We start from the raw sequence: 23,997 nt of genomic DNA, 5'->3' as shown, positions 1-23,997 counted from the left end.
CCGGGCGGTTCACCGCCCGGGCCCGCACCACACCCCTGGAGCCTGCGCTCATGACTGCGCCAGACCCGGCAGACCCGCCCGGCCCCGCCGACCCGCCCGGCCCCTCCGGCGAGGCAGCGGCGGCCCGCGGTGCCGACCGGGCCCTGCGGGCGGCCGCGCGGCACAGCGCCGGCCGCCTCGCGGCCGCGTCCGCCTGCTCGGTGGCCGCCGCCGGCGCGGCCCTGGCCGAACCGGCGGTCCTCGGCCACACCCTCGACCTGCTGCTGCGGCAGGACCCCTCCGGCGCCCGGTGGACCGCCTGGTGCGCGGCGGTGATAGCCGCCGAGGTCCTGCTCGACGCGGCGACGGCCCGGCTCGGCGGCGGCGTCGACGCGCGCTCCACCGCCTGGCTGCGGCGCCTGGGACTCGGGCGGCTGCTGCGCACCGCCCCGCACCACGCCGCCCGCCACTCCCCCGGTGAACTCTCCGCCCGGCTGACGGCACAGGCCACCACCGCCGGCGCCGTACCGACTGCCGTCATGGGCACGGCCGTTGCTCTGCTTCCTCCGCTCGGCGCACTGGTGGCGCTGTTCCTGGTCGACGTGTGGACGGGGCTGGCATTCCTCGCCGGACTGCCGCTGCTCGTCCTGCTGCTGAGGGCGTTCGCGCGGGACTCGGGCGCCAGCGTCAGCCGCTACCAGGAGGTGCAGCTGGCCATGGCCGGCCGCCTCGTGGAGGCGCTCGCGGGCGCCCGTACCATCGCCGCCGCCGGCACCGCCGAGCGCGAACAGGCGCGCGTACTGGCCCGGTTGCCGGAGCTCGGAGCCGAGGGACGGCGGACGTGGCGGATCTACGGCACGACCGTGGCACGCACCAGTGCCCTTATGCCGATGCTGCTCTACGTGGTCCTCGGCGTGGGCGGGATGCGCCTTGCGGACGGGGCCCTCGGCGTCGGGGGGCTCCTCGCCGCGGTCCGCTACGCGGGGCTCGCCGCCGGGGTCGGCGCCGTGACGGGTCGGCTGGCGGCCGTGGTGCGCGGCCGGGCCGCCGCCCGCCGCACGGCGGCCCTCTTCGACCTGCCCGAACTCCCCCAGGGCGATCGCCGGTTGCCCGAGGACGGACCGGGCACCCTGGAACTTCAGGGCGTACGGGTCGTGCGCGCGGGCGCCGTGGTGCTGCGCGACGTGGACCTGCTGATCCCCGGCGGGACGACTGCCGCCGTCGTGGGCCGCTCCGGCTCGGGCAAGACGACCCTGGCCGCCGTGGCGGGGCGGCTCACCGCGTGCGACGCGGGCCGCGTACTGCTCGACGGTGTGCCGCTGGACGAACTGTCCGGCGAGGAGCTGCGCCGCGAGACCGGCCACGCCTTCGAACGCCCGGCCCTCTTCGGGAAGGACGTCGCGGCCGCCGTCGCCTTCGGCGGCGGACGGGCGGCACCGGACCGGCACGCCGTGCGAGCGGCCGCGCGGGCCGCCGGTGCCGATGCGTTCGTCCGCCGCCTGCCCGAGGGCTACGACACGGCGCTCCCGGACGCGCCCATGTCCGGTGGCGAGCTGCAACGCCTCGGCCTGGCACGCGCGTTCTGCCGTGCGGGGCGGCTGCTCGTGCTGGACGACGCGACGTCGAGCCTGGACACCGTCACCGCCCGCGAGGTGGAGCGGGCCCTCACCCACGACGTCCGGCCGGGCACGCGTCTGGTGGTCGCGCACCGCATCTCCTCGGCCGCCCGCGCCGACCTCGTGGTGTGGCTCGACGCGGGACGGGTCAGGGCGACCGGTACGCACGCGGAGCTGTGGCGGGACCCCGGCTACCGGGCGGTGTTCGGCGACGGGGCGGAGCCCGGCCCGCACCCGCGGCCGGCCGCGGAGCCGCCCGGCCGGGAGGCGGTCCGATGAGCGAAGCCGGTACGTGGCGCCGGGTGGCCCGTGAGGGCCGCTGCTTCCTGCGCGGCCGGCACCGTTCGCTGCGCCGGCTCGCGCTGTGGTCCCTGCTGGAGTCCGCGCACACCTTCCTCGGCGGTTACGCGGTGGCCCGCGCCCTCGACGACGGCTTCCTCGCCGGCCGCACCGGTACCGGCATCGGCTGGCTGGCCGTGGCCGGCGCGGGCGCCCTGCTCGGAGCCCTCGCGCTGCGCGGGGTGTTCGGCGGGCTCGCGGACCTGGTCGAACCGCTGCGGGACGGTCTGGTGCGGCGCTCCGTGCGGCAGGCGATCGGGCGGGCCGTCGCCGATCCCGGGCGGGCCGGTGACTCGGGTGCGGTCTCCCGGCTCACGCAGCAGACCGAGATGGCCCGGGACTCCTTCGCCGGACTGGTGCTGATCGCCCGGTCGTTCGTCTTCACCGCCCTGGGCGCGCTGCTCGGCCTGGCGGCGCTGGCTCCCGTCCTGCTGGTCCTCGTCCTGCCCGCGCTGCTCCTGGGCACGGCCGCCTTCCTGGCCACGCTGCACCCGATGGCCGTAGTGCAGCGTGCGGCGCTCGATGCCGACGAGGCGCTGTCCGCGCGCGCCGGCGAACTGGCGGCGGGACTGCGGGACGTCGTCGCGTGCGGCGGCGGGGCGAGCGCCGGGGCGAGGGTGGAGCTGCTGATCGCCGAGCAGGAACGGCTGACCGGGCGCCTCGCGCGGTGGACCGCCCTGCGCACCCTGGCCCTGGGCGTCGCGGGCCGTCTGCCGGTCGTCGTCCTGCTGGCGGGAACGCCGTGGCTGCTCGGGCGCGGGGTGAGTACGGGGGCGGTGGCAGGGGCCCTCACCTACCTCGTGCAGTCGCTGCTCCCCGCCCTGGACGCGCTGATGACGGCGGTGGGCGCGGCGGGCACCCGGCTGCTGGTGGTGCTGGACCGGTTCTGCGAGCCGCGGCCGACGGCGCCGCGGGGGGACGCCCCGCTGCCCACACTGCCCTCTCCTCCCGCGCCACCCGCGCTACCCGTCCCACCCGCGCCGCCCGCGCCGCCCGCGCCCGCCGTCGAACTGCGTCGGGTCCGCTTCGCCTACGGTCCCCGTGCGCACCCCGTGATCGACGGCCTCGACCTGGTGGTCGGGCCGGGCGAGCACCTGGCCGTCGTGGGGCCGAGCGGCATCGGCAAGTCCACGCTCACCGCTCTGATCGCCGGCCTGCTGCCGCCCGGCCGGGGCACCGTACGGGTGGCGGGTGCCCCCGCGGGACGCGCGCCGGGGCACGGTCCCGACGGCCGCCGGACACTGCTGCCCCAGCAGGCGTACGTCTTCACGGGTACGGTCCGCGAGAACCTGACCCACTTCGTCCCCGGGCCGGTGCCCGGCGACGAGGTGGAGCGGGCCACGTCCGTCCTCGGCGCGGACGGACTCGTGGCCCGGCTGGGCGGGCTGGACGCGGTCGTCGACCCGGGCCGGCTCTCACCGGGCGAGCGGCAGCACCTCGCCCTCGCCGCCGCCTACCTCTCCCCCGCCCCCCTGCTGCTGCTGGACGAGGCCACCTGCCACCTCGACCCCCGGACCGAGGAACGCGCCGAGCGGGCGCTCGCCGAGCGCCCGGGCACCCTGGTGGTGGTCGCCCACCGCATCTCCTCCGCGGCCAGGGCCGACCGGGTCCTCGTACTCGACGGGACCCGGGCGGTGTTGGGCACGCATGCGGAGCTCCCGGCCAGGTCGCCCCTGTACCGGGATCTGGTGGGCCTGTGGAACGCGCACGCATGACGGCGCGGGAGGAAACCGGACGGCGGGCGGCTCGGCCGGCGGCTCAGACCCAGCCGGCCCGGCGGGATATCCGGATGGCGTCGATCCGGTTGCGGGCGCCGGTCTTGCGGGTCACGGCGGCCATGTAGTTGCGAACGGTTCCGCTGGCCAGGTGCAGGGCGCGGGCTATCTCCGCGATCGAGTCGCCCTCGGCGGCCCGGGCCAGCACGCTCAGTTCGCGCGGGCTGAGCGGCATCGGATCGGCTTCCATGAAGGCCGAGGCGAGTGTGGCATCGATGAAGCGTTCACCGGCCGAGACCTTGCCGATGGCCCGGATCAGCCGGGCGGGCGAGCCGTCCTTGTCGACGTAGCCGAGTGCCTGGGTCCGGAAGGCGCGCCGCAGCGAGCCGGGCGTGTCGGCACGGGCGAGTACGAGTAAGGGGGTGGGCGAGTGGGGCAGCAGACGGGCGGCGTCGGTGTCCGCGAGGAGGGCGGTCGAGACCCCCGGACAGTCGAGGTCCACGACCGCCACGTCGGGTCGTAAGAACTCCGCCTGGCGCGCGGCGGCCCGCCAGCCGGAGGAGGTGACCTCGAAGTCGCCTTCGGATCTCAGGAGCGCGGCCAGTGCGGACCTTACGAGGCACACGCTGTGCAGCACCAGGACCTTGGTCATCGGGGTTCCCCTCATGTGACGATCGATCAGCATCAAGCGGCTGCCCAGCTACCACCGTGCGGGAACGTCTCCGCGGGAGGCGTGCGGGGGCGCGTGGCCTGAGGCAGACGCTCCGCCAGTGCCACCCCCGGGTGCCTCGTGGCCGTCCCACCTCGGCGGGCGTCGGGAAGGCGCCGCCGAAGCCTTCTGGACGCCAATATCCGGACGGGCTGATTCCGTGCGCATTCGGCAAGATCCACCGCCGGTGCGGTTGTCAGGGCGGGAGGTTTCGGATGCCGCCCGGCGGCCAGACGCGTAGGAGTACCGAACACGCAGTACGGAGCACGGACCACGAGGACAGGAGTACTTCCATGACGACGATGGCCCTGCTGATCGCACCCATGGTGCTGGCCCTGCTGCTCGTCCACCGCGGCGGCGGCCACCGCGCACGCCACCGGGCGAGCCGCTTCTGAGTCGCGCGCACCGGCCGAGGACCGGGACGGGGGCGGCTCGGCGGAGCGCTCGAGAAAAAACTTCGGCGGGCGATGTCGAGAACCCGGAGTCTGCTCCGTCCCCGGGGTGAAGGCGGCCACAATGGGTCGCACCAGCTCCGAGGAGAAGCACCATGGCCAAGTACCTGCTGCTCAAGCACTACCGCGGCGCCCCGGCTCCGGCCAACGACGTGCCCATGGACCGGTGGACGCCCGAGGAGATCTCGGCGCACATGCAGTACATGCACGACTTCGCGGCCCGGCTCGAGACCACCGGTGAGTTCGTCGACGGCCAGGCGCTCGCCCCCGAGGGAACGTTCGTCCGGTACGACGGCGAGGGGCGCCCGCCCGTCACCGACGGCCCGTTCGCCGAGACCAAGGACCTGATCGCCGGCTGGATGGTGATCGACGTCGACAGCTACGAGCGCGCCCTCGAGCTGGCCGGAGAGCTGTCGGCCGCCCCGGGGGCGGGCGGGAAGCCGATCCACGAGTGGCTCGAGCTGCGCCCGTTCCTGGCCGCGCCGCCCACCATCACCGAGTGACCTCGTCCATGGACGAGGCCCTGCTCAGGAGCCTCACACCGAGCGTGCTCGCCGTCCTCGTCCGTCGCGGAGCCGATTTCGCGGCGGCCGAGGACGCGGTGCAGGAGGCACTGATCGAAGCGGTCCGCACCTGGCCGGCCGACCCGCCACGGGAGCCGAAGGGCTGGCTGGTCACCGTGGCCTGGCGCCGGTTCCTCGACGCGACCCGTGCGGACACCGCCCGCCGCAGGCGTGAGGACCTGGTCGACGAGGAGCCGCCGCCCGGGCCCGCGCCCGCGGCGGACGACACGCTCCAGCTGTACTTCCTGTGCGCCCACCCGTCGCTGACGCCGTCGTCCGCGGTCGCGCTCACCCTGCGCGCCGTCGGCGGACTCACCACCCGGCAGATCGCCCAGGCCTACCTGGTGCCCGAGGCGACCATGGCGCAGCGGATCAGCCGGGCCAAGCGCACGGTCTCCGGCGTGCGCCTCGACCGGCCCGGCGACGTCGCCACCGTGCTGCGCGTCCTCTACCTCGTGTTCAACGAGGGCTACTCGGGCGACGTCGACCTCGCCGCCGAGGCCATCCGGCTCACCCGGCAGCTCGCGGCCGCGATCGACCATCCCGAGGTGGCCGGGCTGCTCGCCCTCATGCTGCTGCACCACGCCCGGCGGGCGAGCCGGACCGCGCCGGACGGCAGCCTGGTGCCGCTCGCCGAGCAGGACCGCGGCCGGTGGGACACCGCGGCGATCGCCGAGGGGATCGGGATCCTGCATGCGGCCCTGGCCCGCGACCGGCTGGGAGAGTTCCAGGCACAGGCCGCCATCGCGGCGCTCCATGCCGACGCGCCCACGTCCGGGGAGACGGACTGGGTTCAGATCGTCGAGTGGTACGACGAGCTCGCGCGCCTGACCGACAGCCCGGTCGTGCGGCTCAACCGCGCCGTGGCCGTCGGTGAGGCCGACGGTCCGCGCGCCGGGCTGGCGGCGCTCGCGGAACTGGACGCCTCGCTGCCCCGCCACGCCGCGGTGGCGGCGTATCTCCACGAGCGCGACGGCGACCCGGTGACGGCCGCGCGGCTGTACGCCGAGGCGGCCCGGAAGGCACCCAACCTCGCCGAACGCGATCACCTGACGCGCCGGGCGGCCCGGCTCAACGCCCACCGTCCTCGCTGACGCCTCGCGGGGCCACGGTCTCCGCTGCCGGCGGCGGCCCGGCGCACCTCGGCCTCGCGCACCCGCGGCCTCGCGCACCGCTGCCGAGCCCCCGCGCGCCGTATCCGCGTCAGGGCGGCATCAAGAGTTCCGCCGTGCCCGTATGGAGCGCGTCAAAGGGGCTTAACCCACCGCTGAGCTCGCGGTTTGCTCGTCTTCGGCCATACGGCCGATTCCGTCTCATCACTTCATCCAGGAGCTCACGATGGCCGATCTGGCCTTCGTCGTCACCACGGTCGCGGTCTTCGCGCTGGTGGCTCTCGTCGCCCGAGGGGTGGCCAAGCTGTGAACGCCGAAAACATCGTCGGTCTCGTGGTGGCCGTCTCCCTGCTCGGATACCTCGTCCTCGCCCTCGTGTACCCGGAGAGGTTCTGAGCACCGATATGAGCCCCGAAACCGCCGGTGCGCTCCAGCTCCTCGCGCTGATCGCCGCGCTCGCGCTGGCCCACCGTCCGCTGGGCGACCACATGGCCCGGGTCTACTCGTCCGAGCGGCACTACCGCCCTGAGAAGTGGATCTACAAGGCCATCGGCGCCAACCCGTCCGCCGAGATGCGCTGGCCCGCCTACCTGCGCGGCGTCCTCGCCTTCTCGGCGGTGAGCGTCCTGTTCCTCTACGCCCTGCAGCGTCTGCAGGGCAGCCTCCCGGGCTCGCTCGGCTTCGCCTCGATAGACCCGGACCAGGCGTTCAACACCGCCGCGTCGTTCGTCGCCAACACCAACTGGCAGTCGTACTACGGCGAGCAGGCCATGGGCCACGTCGTCCAGACCGGTGGCCTCGCGGTCCAGAACTTCGTCTCCGCCGCGGTCGGCATGGCCGTCGCGGTGGCCCTCGTACGGGGCTTCGCGCGCTCCCGCACCGGGGAGCTCGGCAACTTCTGGGCGGACCTGGTGCGCGGCACCGTCCGGATCCTGCTGCCGATCTCGGTGGCGGGCGCGCTGATCCTCGTCGCGTGCGGGGCGATCCAGAACTTCGCCGGCATCCACGAGGTCGGCCAGTTCACGGGTGGCAGTCAGCAGTGGAACGGCGGGGCGGTCGCCTCGCAGGAGGTCATCAAGGAACTGGGCACCAATGGCGGTGGCTACTTCAACGCCAACTCCGCCCACCCCTTCGAGAACCCCAACCCGTTCTCGAACGTCTTCGAGATCTTCCTGATCCTGCTGATCCCGTTCGCGCTGACCCGTACCTTCGGCCGGATGGTCGGCAGCCTGCGGCAGGGCTACGCGATCCTCGCCACGATGGCCACCATCTGGATCGGCTTCACCGCGCTGATGATGTGGACCGAGTTCGCGCACCACGGCCCGGCGCTGCAGGCCGCGGGCGGGGCGATGGAGGGCAAGGAGACCCGCTTCGGCATCGCCGGATCGGCGACCTTCGCCGTCGCGACCACGCTGACCTCGACGGGAGCGGTGAACTCCTTCCACTCCTCCTACACCGGCCTCGGTGGCGGCATCACCCTGCTGGGCATGCAGCTCGGCGAGATCGCGCCCGGCGGCGTGGGCTCGGGCCTCTACGGCATGCTGATCATGGCGATCATCGCGGTGTTCATCGCCGGCCTCATGGTCGGCCGTACCCCGGAGTACCTGGGCAAGAAGATCGGCACTCGGCAGATCAAGCTGGCCGCCTGCTACATCCTGGTCACCCCGGCGCTGGTGCTCTGCTTCACCGCCGCGGCGATGGCCCTGCCCACCCCGGGCAACTCGATGGCCAACCCGGGAGCGCACGGCTTCTCCGAGATCCTCTACGCCTACACCTCGGGCGCCAACAACAACGGCTCCGCCTTCGCGGGCCTGAACGCCGACACGCAGTGGTTCAACAGCACCATCGGCATCGCCATGCTGCTCGGCCGCTTCCTGCCGATCGTGTTCGTCCTCGCGCTGGCCGGCTCGCTCGCCGAACAGCGGCCCGTACCCGCCACCGCGGGAACCCTGCGCACGGACAAGCCGCTGTACACCGGGCTGCTCGTCGGCACGATCCTCATCATCGCCGGTCTGACCTACTTCCCCGCCCTCGCGCTGGGTCCGCTCGCCGAAGGGCTCGCCTCATGAGCACCATCACACCGATCCGTGCCCCGCACCAGGACGGCCCGCCCACCGCAGACAAGCCGGCCGGGCGCGTCGGCGGGGGTCTGTTCGACCCGAAGGCACTCCTCAAGTCCTTCCCCGACGCGGTGCGGAAACTCGACCCGCGCATCATGATCAAGTCCCCGGTCATGTTCGTCGTTCTCGTCGGCTCCGTCGTCACGACGGCGCTGGCGCTGGCCGACCCGGCCAACTGGTTCGGCTGGGCGATCACCGCCTGGCTGTGGCTGACCACGATCTTCGCGAACCTCGCGGAAGCAGTGGCAGAGGGCCGCGGCAAGGCCCAGGCCGACACCCTGCGCAGGGCCAGGACCGACACCGTCGCCCGGCGGCTGAAGGGGACGGCGGAGGAGGGGGTGCCCGGCACCGAGCTGCGCGTCGGCGACCTGGTCGTGTGCGAGGCCGGGGACATCGTCCCCGGTGACGGTGATGTCGTCGAAGGCGTCGCCTCCGTCGACGAATCCGCCATCACCGGCGAGTCCGCACCCGTCATCCGGGAGTCCGGCGGCGACCGCAGCGCCGTCACCGGCGGTACGAAGGTCCTCTCCGACCGGATCGTCGTGAAGATCACGGCCAGGCCGGGCGAGACCTTCATCGACCGCATGATCGCGCTCGTGGAGGGCGCGGCCCGGCAGAAGACGCCCAACGAGATCGCGCTGAACATCCTGCTGGCATCGCTCACGATCGTCTTCCTGCTGGCCGTGGTCACCTTGCAGCCGTTCGCGATCCACGCAGGCGCCGAGCAGTCGATGATCGTGCTCACCGCACTCCTCGTCTGCCTGATCCCCACCACCATCGGCGCCCTGCTCTCGGCCATCGGCATCGCGGGCATGGACCGCCTCGTCCAGCGCAACGTGCTGGCGATGAGCGGACGCGCGGTGGAGGCTGCGGGCGACGTCTCCACACTGCTGCTCGACAAGACCGGCACCATCACGCTCGGAAACCGGCAGGCGTCCGAGTTCGTCCCGGTCAAGGGCGCGTCGGAGGCCGAACTGGCGGACGCCGCCCAGCTGTCGTCCCTCGCGGACGAGACGCCCGAGGGCCGCTCGATCGTGGTCCTGGCGAAGGAGAGGTACGGCCTGCGCGAACGCCGCCGGGGCGAGCTCGCCCACGCGGAATGGATCACCTTCACGGCCCAGACCCGTATGTCGGGGGTCGACGTGGACGGGAGGAAGACCCGTAAGGGCGCGGCCGGTTCGGTCATCGCCTGGGTCGTGGAACGGGGCGGACGGGTCGCCGCCGACGCGGACCTGCTCGCGGCCCGTGTCTCCGAGGCCGGCGGCACCCCGCTCCTGGTGGCCGTGGAGGACGAGAGGGGTGCCCGGATCCTCGGCGTCGTCCACCTCAAGGACGTCGTCAAGGAGGGCATGCGCGAGCGGTTCGACGAACTGCGCCGCATGGGCATCAAGACGATCATGATCACGGGCGACAACCCGCTCACGGCCAGGGCGATCGCAGAGGAGGCCGGCGTCGACGACTTCCTCGCCGAGGCCACCCCCGAGGACAAGATGGCCCTCATCAAGCGGGAACAGGCGGGCGGCAAGCTCGTCGCGATGACGGGCGACGGAACGAACGACGCGCCGGCCCTGGCTCAGGCGGACGTGGGCGTGGCGATGAACACGGGCACCTCGGCCGCCAAGGAGGCCGGGAACATGGTGGACCTGGACTCGGACCCCACCAAGCTCATCGAGATCGTGGAGATCGGCAAGCAGCTCCTCATCACGCGGGGCGCGCTCACGACCTTCTCCATCGCCAACGACGTCGCGAAGTACTTCGCGATCATCCCGGCCATGTTCGCAGTGGTTTACCCGGGACTCGACAAGCTCAACATCATGGGCCTGGCCTCTCCCGAGTCGGCCATCCTCTCCGCCGTCGTCTTCAACGCGCTGGTCATCATCGCGCTCGTGCCGCTCGCCCTGAAGGGCGTGCGGTACAGGCCGACCAGCGCGGACAGGATGCTCCGTCGCAACATCGGGGTCTACGGACTCGGCGGCCTCGTCGCCCCGTTCATCGGCATCAAGCTGATCGACATGATCATCACCCTCATCCCCGGACTCGCCTGAATCAGGAAAGTGCTGATCCGCCATGACCAACTCAGTTGCCAACACCGCGCGCCTGATCGGCGCGGGCCTGCGGGCACTCCTCGTCCTGACGGTGCTGTGCGGGGTCCTCTACCCCCTCGCCGTCACCGGTATCGCCCAGGTCGCCTTCGACGACCGGGCCAACGGCTCCGAGATCAAGGACGGGGACGGCCGGGTCGTCGGCTCGTCCCTGATCGGGCAGAGCTACGACCTGCCGAAGCAGAACCCCGACGACCCGGAGGAAGTCGCCCGGCCGGACCTGCGGTGGTTCCAGCCTCGTCCTTCCCACGGTCTCGGCGCCAACAGCGTCAACACCCAGTACGCGCTGATCCTCTCGGGCGCCACCAACAAGGCCGCCGACAACCCGGACCTGGTGGAGCAGGTCGAGGACGCCAGGGCCGCCGTGATCGCGGACAACACCACGGCCGCACACACGGTGAAGCCGCAGGACGTACCGGCCGACGCCGTCACCTCCTCCGGCTCCGGCCTCGACCCGGACATCTCCCCGGCCTACGCCAGGCTCCAGGTCCACCGGGTCGCCGAGCGCAGCGGCCTCGACGTGAGGCAGGTCGAGAGGCTCGTGGAGAAGCACACCGAGGGCCGCACCCTCGGCTTCCTGGGCGAACCCCGCGTCAACGTCCTCCGGTTGAACGTCGCCCTCAAGGCACTGGCCGCCGAGAGCGGGTGATCCGCGCTGCGGGTCAGGGCGCCGTCGGTACGTGGGCCGGCGAAGTCGCCGGCGTCGGGGCCCATCTCGTGGGCGTGGGTTCCGGCGCGAACGGCCCGGCCCGGTTGGTCATGAGGATCATCATCGTCGCGACGAAGATCAGGGTGATGACGATCAGGGCCAGCCCCACCGGGTTGTCGGGGTTGTAGTGGTAGCGGTTCGTGCCCCACTTGCTCCGCTTGAAGACCGGCTCGTCGTCGTGGTGCACGTCTGACCTCCCTGGTGGGCCCGCCGGCCGGCGCCGAGGGCCACTGCGGTCGGGGAACTGTCCGACGATTCTGCCTTGTTGATCGAATCCGACCTGGGTGCGGGGGGTCACCTCGCGTCGACGGCCCCGGTCCGGGGTCGCCGCCGAAGGATGACGGTGTGGACGAGCAGGCCCGCCGCCGCGCCGGCCACGTACCAGAACAGGTCGGGTGCGTTGAAGGTGGAACCGAGGACCAGTCGGGCCACCGTGCTGTGCCGGGACAGCTCTGCCGGTACGGCGCTGAGCTGGAGGAACTCGACGGCCCAGCTGGCGGCCAGCGCGACCCCGGCCGCCCGCACGGGTGTCATCCGGGGCGCGACCGATACGACGAGGGCCAGCAGCAGGACGGTGTACAGCGCGTCTCCGCCGTACTTCGCCACGCTCCCCGCCGCGACGGCCCGCAGCCCGAGCCCCGCGGCCACGGTCACCGCGGCGGCCGCCGCGGCCACCAGCCGGGTCCGTGCGGGGTCGGTGGCGGAGGCCGGGGTGGCGCCGGCGGCACTGTCACGGCGTCGGGACACAGGATGTACGGGGTTCGCGCGTTTCACGGGGTCATACTGCTGGAGCCCCGGGGAGCGCCGGACGGCGCCCCGGGGACCGGGCTTCGCAGAACACCCCCTATCGGGTGGGGTAGTCCGTGTAGCCGCGGGCGTCGCCGCCGAAGAAGGTGGACGGGTCCGGGGTGTTGTAAGGGCCTTCGGTGCGCAGGCGCTCGGGCAGGTCCGGGTTGGCCAGGAAGAGGGCTCCGAAGGCGAGGAGGTCGGCGACTCCGTCGTCGACCAGCGTGAGGGCGCGGTGGTCGGTGGGGCCTTCGGTCGCCGGGTTCAGCACGAGGGGGCCGGAGAACTGCTTGCGCAGGGCGAGGGTGGCCTCGCGCGCCTCGGGGCCGTGTTCCAGTACGTGCAGGTAGGCCAGGCCGAGCCCGTCGATCTCCTTGACCAGGGCCTCGTAGGCGGGCTGCGGGTCGGGCTCGGAGATGTCGTTGTACGTGTGCCCGGGCGAGACGCGCAGCGCCGTGCGCTCGGCGCCGATCGCGGCTGCCACCGCCTTGACGACCTCCACCGCGAAGCGGATCCGGTTCTCCACCGGGCCGCCCCACTCGTCGGTGCGCAGGTTGGAACCGGGGGCCAGGAACTGGTGGATCAGGTAGCCGTTGGCGCCGTGCAGCTCCACGCCGTCGAACCCGGCCTCCACCGCGTTGCGGGCGGCCTCCGCGTAGTCGGCGACGGTCTGCCGTACCTCGGCTCCGGTCAGCTCGTGGGGGGTCACGAAGTCCTTCATGCCGTCGCCGGTGAAGAGCTGCCCCTGGGCGGCCACGGCCGAGGGGGCCACGGGAACCAGGCCGTCGGGCAGCAGGCTCGGGTGGCCGATGCGGCCGGAGTGCATCAGCTGGGCGAAGATCCGGCCGCCTGCCGCGTGCACGGAGTCGGTGACCCGGCGCCATGCCGCGACCTGCTCGGCGCTGTGCAGGCCGGGGGTGAAGGGGTAGCCCTGCCCGACCACGGACGGCTGGATGCCCTCCGTGATGATCAGACCGGCGGATGCGCGCTGGGTGTAGTACTCGGCCACGAGTTCGGTGGCGATACCGCCCTCACCTGCGCGGCTGCGGGTCATCGGCGCCAGGGCGATCCGGTTGGAGAGGGTGGCACCGGCCAGGTGGACGGGTTCGAAAGCGCTGGTCATTTTCGCCTCACAGAGTTAGTTGGTCGGCCAATGATTGGCTCCGAATGCAGCGTACCTCATTACTTGGCCGACCAAGGTAAAATGTGGGTGGCCGGTAGAATCCACCCCGGAACCGCCGGACCCACGACCTGGAGGAGCACTCCCATGACCGCGGAATCCACACAGGAGCCGACTGCCGCCCCGCAGTGCGCGGCAGCGCCCGGCGCCGTGCTGGACGGGCCGGTGAGTCATGCGATCAGCCGCGTCGCCCGGCTCCACCGGATCGCGGCGGGCCGGGTCCTGCGGGACCTGGGGCTGCACCCTGGGCAGGAGTTCCTGATGATGCACCTCTGGGACAGCGGGGCCGTGCGCCAGTCCGAGCTGATCAAGGCGGTCGGACTCGACCCCTCGACGGTGACCAAGATGCTCCAGCGCCTGGAGCACTCCGGCCACGTGCGGCGCCGCCCGGACCCCTCGGACCGGCGTGCCTCCCTGGTCGAGGCGACGGACGCCAGTTGCGGGCTCCTGGTCGAGGTCCGCAGGGCGTGGGGCGCATTGGAACGCCAGACCCTGGACGGCCTGGACGACACCGAACGCGCCGAACTGACCCGCCTCCTGGGCAAGGTCGAAGCGAGCCTGTGCGCGGAGGCCGTCCGGGGCGGCGACACGGAGTGCGATGCCGCGTACAAGGGGCCCGTCGACTGCTGAGCCGTCCCTTTCGGACCCCGTCGGGCCCGCGATGGCCATGGGGGGCGATTTCACCCGGCATGACAGAGAATGCCCATGAGGGGCATCCTCAACCGATGTCGGCATGTGTGGATCGGCGGCGGCCCGAAGGTCGTGGGACATGGCTACTGCAACACTCCAGAGCACCGAGCTGACCACGGCCTGCCCGAGCCCGGAAGATCCCGTGGCACGCCCGGCGGCCCCGGACGAACTCGCCTCCGCGCGGCCCACGGTGGACCGGCTGAGGGCCGCCTACCCCCTGATCGACGCGGCCGTCGTCGAGGCGACGGTCACGGCCGCCTACCACTGGTTCCGCGAGGCCAGGGTCAGGGCCTACGTACCGATCCTGGCCGAGCGCCGGGCCCGGAAGGCGCTCGACGCCGTCCGGACGGATGTGGAGGCCGGGAGCTGATGTCCGACAAGAGGGCCGAGCGCATCGCGGACTTCATCGAGCCGCTGCGGGTACCGCCGGGATCGGAGGTGGACCTGGAGCGGGACTTCGACCCCCGCTACAAGGCCGGCCTCAAGAAGCGCGACGGGGCCGAGCTGCTGCGGACCGGGGTGTCACTGCTCGCCGAGTACCAGGAGCGGCTGGCCGCCCAGGACGCGTACGGCGTGGTGCTCTGCCTCCAGGCGCTCGACGCCGGGGGCAAGGACGGGACGATCCGCCACGTGATGAGCGGGGTCAACCCCCAGGGCGTACGGGTCAGCAGCTTCAAGGTGCCCTCCACCGAAGAGCTCGACCACGACTACCTGTGGCGGTACGCCAGGCGGCTGCCCGAGCGCGGCGAGATCGCCATCTTCAACCGCTCGCACTACGAGGAGGTCCTCGTCGTACGGGTCCACCCCGAGCTCCTCCTCCGCCAGAAGCTGCCGGAGCGCGCACTCGGGGAGGGCATCTGGGACCGGCGGTACCGCGAGATCAACCGCTGGGAGCGCTACCTCACGGACAACGGGTTCAAGGTCGTGAAGATCTTCCTGAACCTGTCCAAGGAGGAGCAGCGCACCCGCTTCCTGAAGCGGATCGACCGGCCGGAGAAGAACTGGAAGTTCTCCGCGGCCGACGTCCGTGAACGCCGCCGGTGGGACGACTACCAGGAGGCCTTCTCCGAGATGCTGTCGGCCACGAGCACGAAGTGGGCTCCGTGGTACGTCGTTCCGGCGGACCGGAAGTGGTTCGCACGGATCTGCGCGGCGGCGGTCCTCGCGCACACCCTGATGGACATCGATCCGCGGTATCCCGAGCTCGCCGAAGAGGCGCGGAAGGATCTCCTCGGCACGAAACGGGCTCTGGAGAAGGAGGCCCCGGAGGGGGCACCGGCCGATCCCTACGCCGACCGGCACCCGCAATCGGAGGAGACCGGCCGGCACGGCCGCGGGCCGAAGAAGAAGCGTGGCCGGTAACCCCCGGATGGCACGCTACCGGCCCGGACGCGTCCGCGGCCCCGGATCGGAGGCACAACCATGACGGTGCGGTCGGATTCCGCGGGGCAGGCGCCCCGGGCCGGCGGGGACGGCTGGTACGCGCGCTCCCCCGAGGAGGTCGTGGCGGCGTTCGGTGTCGATACCGCGGCCGGTCTGTCCGCGGCGCGGGCCGCGGAACTCCTGGCCGCGAACGGCCCGAACGCGCTGCCCGAGGAGCGGCGGACCCCGGCCTGGCGCCGGTTCCTCGCCCAGTACCGCAGTTACATGCAGCTCGTCCTCGTGGTCGCCGCGATCGTCTCCCTGGTCATCCAGGAGTGGACCACCGCGATCCTGCTGATCGTGCTGACCCTGCTCAACGCGGTCGTCGGCCTGCGCCAGGAGGGCAAGGCCGAGAGCGCCATGAACGCGCTGAAGTCGATGATGAAGACGACGGCTCGGGTGCGCAGGGACGGCAGGGAAGCCGAGATCCCCGCCGAGCAGCTCGTCGACGGCGATGTCGTGCTCATCTCGGCCGGAGACCAGGTGCCGGCGGACGGGCGTCTCGTCGAGGCCAGTGCCCTGCAGATCGACGAATCGGCGCTCACCGGCGAGAGCGTCCCCGCCGCGAAGGACACCGGTCCGCTGGCGGGCAGCCGGCTGTCGCCCGGCGACCAGACCAATACGGCGTTCATGAACACCCCGGTCACGCACGGCAGCGGAGTCATGGTCGTCACCGCCACCGGCGCGGACACCGAGCTGGGCAAGATCTCCGGGATGCTGTCGGCCACCGAGAAGGAGGTGCCGCCGCTCACCAAGGAGCTCGACCGGCTGACGCTGTGGATCACGGCGGCGGCCGGCCTCACCATGATCGTGATGTTCGCCCTGGGACGCCAGCGGGACCAGGCCTGGGACGTCCTGTTCGTCAGCGCGGTCTCCCTGGCCATCGCGGCCATCCCCGAGGCCCTGCCGACCGTGACCCAGGCGATCCTGTCCGTCGGCAGTCTGAATCTGGCGAAGCGGAACGCCATCGTCAAGGAACTGCCGTCGGTCGAGACGCTGGCGTTCACGTCGGCGATCAACTCGGACAAGACCGGCACCCTGACGATGAACCAGATGACCGCGGTCGAAGTGCTGAGTCCCACCGACCGGTACACGGTGTCCGGGACGGGCTACGGGCTCGCGGGGAAGGTCCACCACGCCGCCGGCTCCACCGGGTCCGGGTCCGCCGGGGCCGCGGCGGGGATCGAGGACGCGATCCTGCCGTACGTGGTGGCCAGCGACGCCAAGCTGGTGGGCGGCGAGGTGGTGGGCGATCCCACCGAGGGCGCGCTGCTGGTGCTCGCGCACAAGGCCGGCCTGGACACCGACGCCACCCGTGACGCACTCCCCCGGCTCGCGACCCTCCCGTTCGACCCCGAGTACAAGCTGATGGCCACCTTCCACTCGGCCACCGACCCCTCCGGCCGGCAGGTCGTGCGCTGCTTCGTCAAGGGCGCCGCCCCGGCGGTGATGGCGCGGGCCGCCAGCGCGCTCGCGGCGGGCGAGACGGTCCCCTGGGACGCCGGTCTGCTGCGCCGTGCCGAGTCGCAGAGCGAGCGGATGGGCAGTGAGGGACGCCGGGTGATGGCCGCGGCCACCCGTGACCTGGACCCGGACGAGTTCGATCCGGACGGCGACCTGCTCGGGTACGTCACCGAGCTGCGGATGGCCAGTCTCGTGGGCATGGTCGATCCGCCGCGGGAGGAGGCCAGGGCCGCGGTGGCCGACGCGCAGGCGGCGCACATCCGGGTCCGCCTGGTCACCGGGGACGACGTCACGACCGGGGCTGCGATCGCCCGGCAGATCGGGATCCCCGGCGAGGCCGTCCTCGGCTCCGATTTCGCCGCCATGAGCGAGGAGGAGCAGCTCGCCCGCATCGAGGGAATCGGTGTGGTGGGGCGGGTCGCCCCGGAGCACAAGGTGCTCCTCGCGAACACGCTGAAGAAGAAGGGCGAGGTCGTGGCGATGACCGGGGACGGCGTCAACGACGCCCCGGCCATCAAGGCCGCCGACATCGGCATCGCCATGGGCAGCGGCACGGACGTGGCCAAGAACGCCGGGCGCATGATCCTGTCCGACGACAACTTCGCCACCATCGTCTACGCCGTGGAGCAGGGCCGGACGATCTACGACAACCTCACCAAGTACATCCGGTTCGTGCTGCTCCTGCTGGTCACGTTCGTGCTGACGTTCCTCGGCGCGACCGTCTTCAACATCGCCGCCGGGGAGCCCTTCACCCCGCCCCAAGTGCTGTGGATCCACTTCGTCGTCAACGCCTCGTTCGGCTTCGCGCTCGGCTTCGACCGGGAGAGCGCCGGACTCATGCGGCGCCGCCCGCGTCCGCGCGGGGAGTCGGTGCTCACGCGGCCCGTGCTCGTCACGGTCGGCCTGGGCGGGCTGGCGATCACCATCCTCCTGCTCGGACTGATCACGCTCGGCGAGACCCACTTCGGCGATATCGAGACCGGCCGGTCGATCGCCTTCACCGCCTTCTCGCTCTGCCTGATCGTGGCGGCCTTCGAATGCCGCAGCGAGACCGAATCCGTGCTGACGACCTCCACCTTCGACAGCAAGCAGATGAACTGGGTCGCCCTGGCCCAGTTCGTGCTCGCCGTGCTGGTGACCCAGATGGACGGCTTCGGCCGCGTCCTCGGGACGACCGAGATCGACGCGCGGCAGTTCGGATGGGCGCTGCTGGCCGCCGTCGCACTCCTGCTCGTCTGGGAACTGGGCAAGCTCGTGGCCCGCCGGTCGAGAGCCGCCTGAGGAAGGGCCGGTACGTGACCACCCGGCGCGACGGCCACGCCGTTCTCTCCCGCTTCCGGGCGGTTCCCGGTATCCGCGCGGTGTCGTCCTACCGGCGCGAGTGGCTGGCGAAGGACCTGGTCGCGGGAGTCGTCCTGACCACACTGCTGGTGCCGCAGGGCATGGCGTACGCCGAACTGGCGGGCCTGCCGGCCATCACCGGCCTGTACACGACGATCCTCTGCATGCTCGGGTACGCGGTGTGCGGGCCCTCCCGGATCCTGGTGCTGGGCCCGGACTCCTCGCTGGGACCGATGATCGCCGCGACCGTGCTGCCCCTGGTGGCGGCCGACGGGGATCCCGACCGGGCCGTCGCACTGGCGTCGATGCTCGCCGTCATGGTGGCGGCCATCATGATCCTGGCCTCGGTGGCGAAGCTCGGTTTCATCGCCGACCTGATCTCCAAACCGACGATGATCGGCTACATGAACGGCCTGGCCCTGACCATCCTGATCGGTCAGCTGCCCAAGCTGCTCGGCTTCAAGGTCGAGGCGGACAACCTGATCGGCGAGTGCGTCGGCCTCGTGGAGAAGATCGCCGACGGGGCGGTCGTACCGGCGGCGGCCGCCGTGGGTCTCGGCGGGATCGCCCTGGTCCTGATCCTGCAGCGCTTCCTGCCGAAGGTCCCGGCCGTCCTCGTGATGGTGGTCCTGGCGATCGCCGCGGCCACCGCCTTCGGCCTCGGCGAGCACGGCGTCGGCCTGGTCGGGGTACTGCCCGAGGGCTTCCCGCCGTTCACGATCCCCGCGGTACGGCTCGCCGACGTCGCGCCGCTGCTCGGCGGCGCGCTGGGCATCGCTCTGGTGTCCCTGGCCGACACCATCTCCAACGCCTCCGCCTTCGCCGCGCGCTCCGGCCAGGAGATCCGCGGCAACCAGGAGATGGCGGGCGTCGGTGCGGCCAACCTGGCGGCCGCGCTCTTCCAGGGCTTCCCGGTCAGCAGCAGCGGGTCCCGGACGGCCGTGGCGGAGCGCGCGGGGGCCAGGAGCCAGCTCACCGGGGTCGTCGGAGCGGCGCTGATCATCCTCATGCTCGTGGTGGCGCCGGGCCTGTTCCGCAACCTCCCCCAGCCGGCCCTGGCCGCCGTGGTCATCACCGCGTCACTGTCCCTGGCGGACGTCCCGGGGGCCGTACGGCTCTGGCGGCAGCGCCGGGCGGAGTTCCTGCTGTGCTTCGCGGCCTTCGTCGGGGTCGCCCTGCTCGGCGTGCTGCCCGGGATCGCCATCGCCGTGGGCCTGTCCGTCCTCAACGTCTTCCGGCGCGCCTGGTGGCCGTACGACACCGTACTGGGGCGGGTGCGGGGCCTGGAGGGCTACCACGACATCCGTTCCTACCCGCAGGCCGAACAGCTGCCGGGCCTGGTCATCTACCGGTTCGACGCCCCGCTCTTCTTCGCCAACGCCAAGACCTTCCGCGACGAGATCCGGCGGCTGGCCGCCGCGGATCCGCGGCCGAGCTGGATCGTGGTCGCGGCGGAGCCCATGACCGATGTGGACACCACCGCCGCCGACGTGCTGGAGGAGCTCGACGAAGCGCTCAACGAGGAGGACGTGCACCTCGTGTTCGCGGAGCTCAAGGACCCGGTGCGGCAGAAGATCGAGCGGTACGAACTCACCCGGACCATCGACCCCCGCCACTTCTTCCCCACCGTGGAGGCCGCCGTCGCCGCCTTCCGCCTGCGTACCGGAGCGCAGTGGACCTCCGCGTCGGCCACCGCCGCCACCCCGGAGGAACCGCCCGCCGACGAGAAGTGACGGCGAGGGGTGACGGAGAGGAGCGAGGCGGGAGGTGACGGCCCGACGGGTGCGTGGAACGCGCCCGCCGCGGCCCGCCGACCGCGGGCTTTCGCCCCGGATGGCAGGACCGGCCGGGCCGCGGGACCATGACGACGGAGGAAGCGATGACCGATGACCAGCCGGCGCCTGCACCGGGAGAGCCCGCGCAAGGAGAGCCGGCACCGCGCACACACCGTCTCGTGCCCCGCCTGACGCTGCCCGGCTGCTGGGGCGCGCTCCTCCTGGCGTGCCTGTCCTTCACCCCGTCACTGCTCCCCCGCGGAGGCGTGCTTCAAGGACTGGTCTGCGGCATCGGCGCGGCCATCGGCTACGGGCTGGGCGTGATCTCGGCCTACGTATGGCGCGCCTTCGCCGACCGTGACGCCCGCACTCCCTCGCGCCGGTCCTGGATCGTCCTGGCGGTCTGCGCGGTCGTCCTCTTCGGTGTCGCGTTCGGGCTCGGCCAGTACTGGCAGCACCGTATCCGCGGGCTCATGGGGGTCACCGACTACAGCGCGCTCGCCACCGTCGCCTGCCCCTTCGTCGCCGCGCTCGTCTTCCTCCTCCTGCTGCTGGCCGGGCGCGGGCTACGAGCCCTGTACCGCCGGGCCGCCGATCTGCTCGACCGCTGGATCGGCCGGAGGGCGGCCCAGGTGGTCGGCTGGCTCCTGGTGGCGGGCCTGGCGTGGGCCGCGTTCTCCGGGCTGCTTCTGAACGGCTTCGTGAACGCCTCCAACGAGGCCTTCTCCCTGCGGGACACCGAAACCCCGGAAGGCGTGCACCAGCCCACGTCGTCCCTGCGTTCGGGCGGGCCCGGCTCGCTGGTGCCGTGGGACTCGCTGGGCCGGGAGGGCCGGGCGTTCACCGGCAAGGGACCGACCGCCCAGGAGATCGGCGCGTTCACCCGCCGCACGGCGCAGGAGCCCGTCCGGGCGTACGCCGGGCTGGAGACCTCCGACGACACGGAGACCCGGGCGGCCCGGGCCGTCGCGGACCTCGAACGGGCGGGCGGCTTCGAGCGCGAGAACCTCCTCGTGATGACCACCACGGGCAGCGGCTGGGTGGATCCCGCCGCGGTGGACTCCTTCGAGTACCTCGGCAACGGGGACTCCGCCAGCGTGGCGATCCAGTACTCGTACCTGCCGTCGTGGATGTCGTACCTCGTCGACCAGTCCAAGGCGCGCGAGGCGGGCCGCGACCTCTTCGACGCGGTCTACGACAAGTGGTCCAAACTGCCTCAGGACCAGCGCCCGCGGCTGTTCGTGGCGGGTGAGAGCCTGGGGTCGTTCGGCGGTGAGACGGCCTTCAGCGGCGAGTACGACCTGCGCAACCGCACGGCAGGCACCGTTTTCGCCGGCCCGCCCAACTTCAACACCCTGTTCCGCGAGTTCAGCGACCACCGCGACGCGGGAAGCCCCGAGATCGAGCCCGTCTACCGGGAGGGCCGCACCGTCCGCTTCACCGACGACCCGGAAGCCGGGCTGCCTCCGGCGGACCGGCCGTGGGACGGCACGCGGGTCCTCTACCTCATGCACCCGTCCGACCCGATCGTCTGGTGGAGCCCGCGGCTGGCGCTCTCCGAGCCCGACTGGATCGGCGAGAAGCCCGGGACGGACGTGCTCGGCGCGATGGTCTGGATCCCGTTCGTGACCTTCTGGCAGGTCACCGCCGACCTGCCGTTCTCCACGGGCGTGCCGGACGGCCACGGCCACACGTACAAGGCCGCGTACGTCGACGCCTGGAACGCCGTCATGCGGCCCGACGGGTTCACCGCGCAGGACCTGGACCGGCTGAAGAACATCGTCTCGCCGCCGCCGGAGTGAGCCCGCTCAGCGAAGCAGGAACCCGGCGAGGTAGCCGAGCGCGTTGACCGCCCAGTGCAGACCCATGGGAGCCAGCAGGCTGCCGCTGCGGCGGCGCAGTTCGCAGAACAGGACGCCGGCCGCCGCCGTGAAGAGCACGGCCCCCGCAACGGCCAGCGCGGCTCCGAGCTCGGATTCACCGACGACCGAGGTCAGGGCCGGCTTCGCGGTCGCCAGGTTCAGCGACGGGAGCACGTGCCACAGGCCGAACAGCAGGCTCGACACGGCGGTCGCCCACACCGCGCCGCGGACGCGGAGCACGAGACCGTAGAGCACGCCGCGGAAGGCGACCTCCTCCAGCAGGACCGTACCGAGGGGGACCAGCACGAAGGCGCGCAGCATCACCTCGCTGCCGTCCATCCCGCTGTACCGCTCGTCCTCGAACAGCGTCCTGGTGGCCGGCAGCAGGGCCCCGGCCAGGTAGACGACAGCGACCAGGCCGATCAGGGCCAGCGCCCAGCGGGCACCGCGGGCCAGCGTGCCCGGCGCCAGGCCGGCGTCCGCGAGGGTACCGCCCGCCCGGCGCAGCACCCCGAGCAACAGGCAGCTGACCACGACGGCCGTCACCACGCCCCACAGGCCCGACCAGCGGTGCACTGCCAGATTGGTGACGCCGAGGACGGCGACCGTGATGGCCACGGCCGTCCAGGTACCGAGCGGCCGCCGGAGCCGCCGGGCGCCATCGGGGGTACTGCGGGGCATGGGATCCCACCTCGGTCGTGACGACAGTCGGCGCACGCGGCCGGTCCCCCGGCGAAACCCTGGACCTCCTCGTTCGAGCGGCCGATCCCGTGCCGGAACATCCCCATTGTTTCCGGCTTCACGCAGGTCAGCATCATCTGACGGTCGGGGGTGTCGGCTCGGGAGGGGCGGCTCGTGCAGGGCCGGACCGGTGCGCTGCGGCCCGGGTCCCCGGCCGCCGGGCGGGCCGCGCCCGGGCGTTAGGCTCGGCGGATGATTCCCGAACAGCCCCCGAAGATCGTCACGCGCGAGGACGACGGGTTGATCCGTGCCTATGTGATGGACGCCGGCTCCTTCGGGGCGCTGGAGCCCGCCGCGGTGTTCCGGCCGCGCGCCGGCGACGAGGCCGTGGCATCGGCCGTCCGGTCCGACTTGGAGCGCGTCGTGTACACGACGCGGAACGCGGTCGTCTGCCTCACGCGCGACGGCGACCTGGTGTGGGAGTCGGCGTTCGAGCCGCATTCCGACGTGCCCCACGGCCACCGGCCCGACTGCGTGCTGTCCCTGGACGGCCGGACCGTGTGGGTGTACCGGCCGGACGCGATGGCGCTGCGCGGGGGCGGGGACCAGTGGGTCGTGTACGACGCCGACAGCGGGGCGGTCCTCGCACGCCGCGAGCTGGAGACGGCCGGGCACGGGGCCGGCCACCACGTGCACCCCGTGGACGGCAGCGTCTACCTCGGCATCGGTGAGGGGCAGGACGGATCCGTCATTCTCAGGGGTGTGCCCGGCGCCGACGGCGAGGTGCGGTTCGTGACGTATCCGTCGTGGGACCGCTGCCTGATCGGCCTGGCGCCGGGTGGACGGCAGTTCATGACCGTCGACCACGGGCAGGAGGACGTCGCCTTCCACGACCACCCCAGCGGGGACGTGCTGTTCACCCTGCCCGTCGGGGCCTTCGGGTACGACCCCGAGGACACCTGTGTGGAATGGAGCGGGGGCTACCTGACCCCGGACACCGCCGTCGTCACCATGGGCGGTGAGCGCGAGGACGAGGAGGAGTGGTTCCGCCACTACCTGATCGACGTGCACACGGGCACGGTCAGCGGTGAGTTCGCCGTCGAGGCGAGGCACCCGTACGAAGTGGAACCCCTGGGCGACGGCTCCTGGCTCACCGGCGGCCCTGACGGTCCGCCCGTCCGCCGGTCCCGCGCACCACTGCCGTCCGCACCCGCAGGTCCGGCAGGTCCGGCAGGTCCGGCAGGTCCGGCAGGTCCGGCAGGTCCGGCAGGTCCGGCAGGCTGACGGACGGTCGCCGGCGGGCCCGTCGGCCGCAGTGGGGCCCTGCGGCCGACGGACGTCCTCGCCGCCCCGTCGTACGTCCCGTCCTCGCGTCCGGTC

General features: G+C 72.4%; 20 protein-coding genes. 15 read left to right on the top strand and 5 right to left on the bottom strand.

Annotated elements, in window-relative coordinates; genetic code table 11:
* Positions 1-50: 50 nt before the first annotated feature.
* A complete protein-coding gene (locus OG444_RS35890) occupies positions 51-1,874 on the top strand; it encodes an ABC transporter ATP-binding protein (protein ID WP_327266037.1) in 1,824 nt (607 codons plus the stop codon).
* A complete protein-coding gene (locus OG444_RS35885; protein ID WP_327266036.1) occupies positions 1,871-3,649 on the top strand; it encodes an ABC transporter ATP-binding protein in 1,779 nt (592 codons plus the stop codon). The genes OG444_RS35890 and OG444_RS35885 overlap by 4 nt, the downstream gene beginning before the upstream one ends.
* Before the next feature lie 43 nt (positions 3,650-3,692).
* On the opposite strand, the gene OG444_RS35880 is transcribed toward OG444_RS35885, so the two are convergent.
* Positions 3,693-4,301: a response regulator transcription factor gene (locus OG444_RS35880; RefSeq protein WP_327266035.1), complete on the bottom strand. Its 609-nt coding sequence runs from the start codon at positions 4,299-4,301 to the stop codon at positions 3,693-3,695.
* Between the two features lie 604 nt (positions 4,302-4,905).
* Here OG444_RS35880 and OG444_RS35875 point away from each other — a divergent pair.
* From OG444_RS35875 to OG444_RS35850, 6 genes are all read left to right on the top strand, one after another.
* Positions 4,906-5,313 (top strand): YciI family protein, encoded by a 408-nt coding sequence (locus OG444_RS35875; protein ID WP_327266034.1) that lies wholly within the window; start codon positions 4,906-4,908, stop codon positions 5,311-5,313.
* A gap of 8 nt (positions 5,314-5,321) precedes the next feature.
* Positions 5,322-6,467 carry an RNA polymerase sigma factor gene (locus OG444_RS35870; RefSeq protein WP_327267035.1) on the top strand — a complete coding sequence of 382 codons (1,146 nt, stop codon included), beginning with the start codon at positions 5,322-5,324 and terminating at the stop codon, positions 6,465-6,467.
* Between the two features lie 324 nt (positions 6,468-6,791).
* A complete protein-coding gene (kdpF, locus tag OG444_RS35865) occupies positions 6,792-6,881 on the top strand; it encodes a K(+)-transporting ATPase subunit F (protein ID WP_037789535.1) in 90 nt (29 codons plus the stop codon).
* A gap of 8 nt (positions 6,882-6,889) precedes the next feature.
* A complete protein-coding gene (gene kdpA, locus OG444_RS35860) occupies positions 6,890-8,554 on the top strand; it encodes a potassium-transporting ATPase subunit KdpA (protein WP_327266033.1) in 1,665 nt (554 codons plus the stop codon).
* Positions 8,551-10,650, top strand: coding sequence for a potassium-transporting ATPase subunit KdpB (gene kdpB, locus OG444_RS35855; protein WP_327266032.1), 2,100 nt, complete (start codon positions 8,551-8,553; stop codon positions 10,648-10,650). The genes kdpA and kdpB overlap by 4 nt, the downstream gene beginning before the upstream one ends.
* A 22-nt stretch (positions 10,651-10,672) precedes the next feature.
* A complete protein-coding gene (locus tag OG444_RS35850) occupies positions 10,673-11,356 on the top strand; it encodes a potassium-transporting ATPase subunit C (RefSeq protein WP_327266031.1) in 684 nt (227 codons plus the stop codon).
* 13 nt (positions 11,357-11,369) lie between these two features.
* On the opposite strand, the gene OG444_RS35845 is transcribed toward OG444_RS35850, so the two are convergent.
* The 3 genes from OG444_RS35845 to OG444_RS35835 all read right to left on the bottom strand — a co-directional run bounded on the left by OG444_RS35845 (position 11,370) and on the right by OG444_RS35835 (position 13,325).
* Positions 11,370-11,603, bottom strand: coding sequence for a hypothetical protein (locus OG444_RS35845; protein ID WP_327266030.1), 234 nt, complete (start codon positions 11,601-11,603; stop codon positions 11,370-11,372).
* 107 nt (positions 11,604-11,710) lie between these two features.
* Entirely contained in the window at positions 11,711-12,163 is a 453-nt protein-coding gene (locus OG444_RS35840; protein ID WP_327266029.1) for a ribosomal maturation YjgA family protein, read from the bottom strand.
* Between the two features lie 97 nt (positions 12,164-12,260).
* Complete coding sequence (locus tag OG444_RS35835; protein ID WP_327266028.1) at positions 12,261-13,325, bottom strand: alkene reductase; 1,065 nt, start codon at positions 13,323-13,325, stop codon at positions 12,261-12,263.
* Positions 13,326-13,469: 144 nt separating this feature from the next.
* On the opposite strand from OG444_RS35835, the gene OG444_RS35830 reads away from it, so the two are divergent.
* The 6 genes from OG444_RS35830 to OG444_RS35805 all read left to right on the top strand — a co-directional run bounded on the left by OG444_RS35830 (position 13,470) and on the right by OG444_RS35805 (position 21,876).
* Positions 13,470-14,012: a MarR family winged helix-turn-helix transcriptional regulator gene (locus OG444_RS35830; RefSeq protein ID WP_327266027.1), complete on the top strand. Its 543-nt coding sequence runs from the start codon at positions 13,470-13,472 to the stop codon at positions 14,010-14,012.
* Between the two features lie 139 nt (positions 14,013-14,151).
* Entirely contained in the window at positions 14,152-14,442 is a 291-nt protein-coding gene (locus tag OG444_RS35825; RefSeq protein ID WP_327266026.1) for a three-helix bundle dimerization domain-containing protein, read from the top strand.
* On the top strand, positions 14,442-15,434 hold the full coding sequence (locus OG444_RS35820; protein WP_327266025.1) for a polyphosphate kinase 2 family protein: 993 nt from the start codon (positions 14,442-14,444) through the stop codon (positions 15,432-15,434). The genes OG444_RS35825 and OG444_RS35820 overlap by 1 nt, the downstream gene beginning before the upstream one ends.
* A gap of 60 nt (positions 15,435-15,494) precedes the next feature.
* The gene (locus OG444_RS35815; RefSeq protein WP_327266024.1) at positions 15,495-18,239 is read left to right on the top strand and encodes a cation-translocating P-type ATPase; all 2,745 of its coding nucleotides are present in this window, start codon (positions 15,495-15,497) and stop codon (positions 18,237-18,239) included.
* Between the two features lie 14 nt (positions 18,240-18,253).
* On the top strand, positions 18,254-20,032 hold the full coding sequence (locus OG444_RS35810; protein ID WP_327266023.1) for a SulP family inorganic anion transporter: 1,779 nt from the start codon (positions 18,254-18,256) through the stop codon (positions 20,030-20,032).
* Between the two features lie 221 nt (positions 20,033-20,253).
* Positions 20,254-21,876 (top strand): alpha/beta hydrolase, encoded by a 1,623-nt coding sequence (locus tag OG444_RS35805; RefSeq protein WP_327266022.1) that lies wholly within the window; start codon positions 20,254-20,256, stop codon positions 21,874-21,876.
* Between the two features lie 6 nt (positions 21,877-21,882).
* Here OG444_RS35805 and OG444_RS35800 read toward each other — a convergent pair whose 3' ends face one another.
* Positions 21,883-22,617 carry a CPBP family intramembrane glutamic endopeptidase gene (locus OG444_RS35800; protein ID WP_327266021.1) on the bottom strand — a complete coding sequence of 245 codons (735 nt, stop codon included), beginning with the start codon at positions 22,615-22,617 and terminating at the stop codon, positions 21,883-21,885.
* Between the two features lie 252 nt (positions 22,618-22,869).
* On the opposite strand from OG444_RS35800, the gene OG444_RS35795 reads away from it, so the two are divergent.
* Positions 22,870-23,901, top strand: coding sequence for a hypothetical protein (locus OG444_RS35795; RefSeq protein ID WP_327266020.1), 1,032 nt, complete (start codon positions 22,870-22,872; stop codon positions 23,899-23,901).
* The last annotated feature ends 96 nt before the right edge of the window (positions 23,902-23,997 follow it).

The sequence above is a fragment of the Streptomyces sp. NBC_01232 genome (assembly GCF_035989885.1).
Classification (GTDB): Bacteria; Actinomycetota; Actinomycetes; order Streptomycetales; family Streptomycetaceae; genus Streptomyces.
This window is presented reverse-complemented; position numbering and strand designations above follow the sequence as displayed.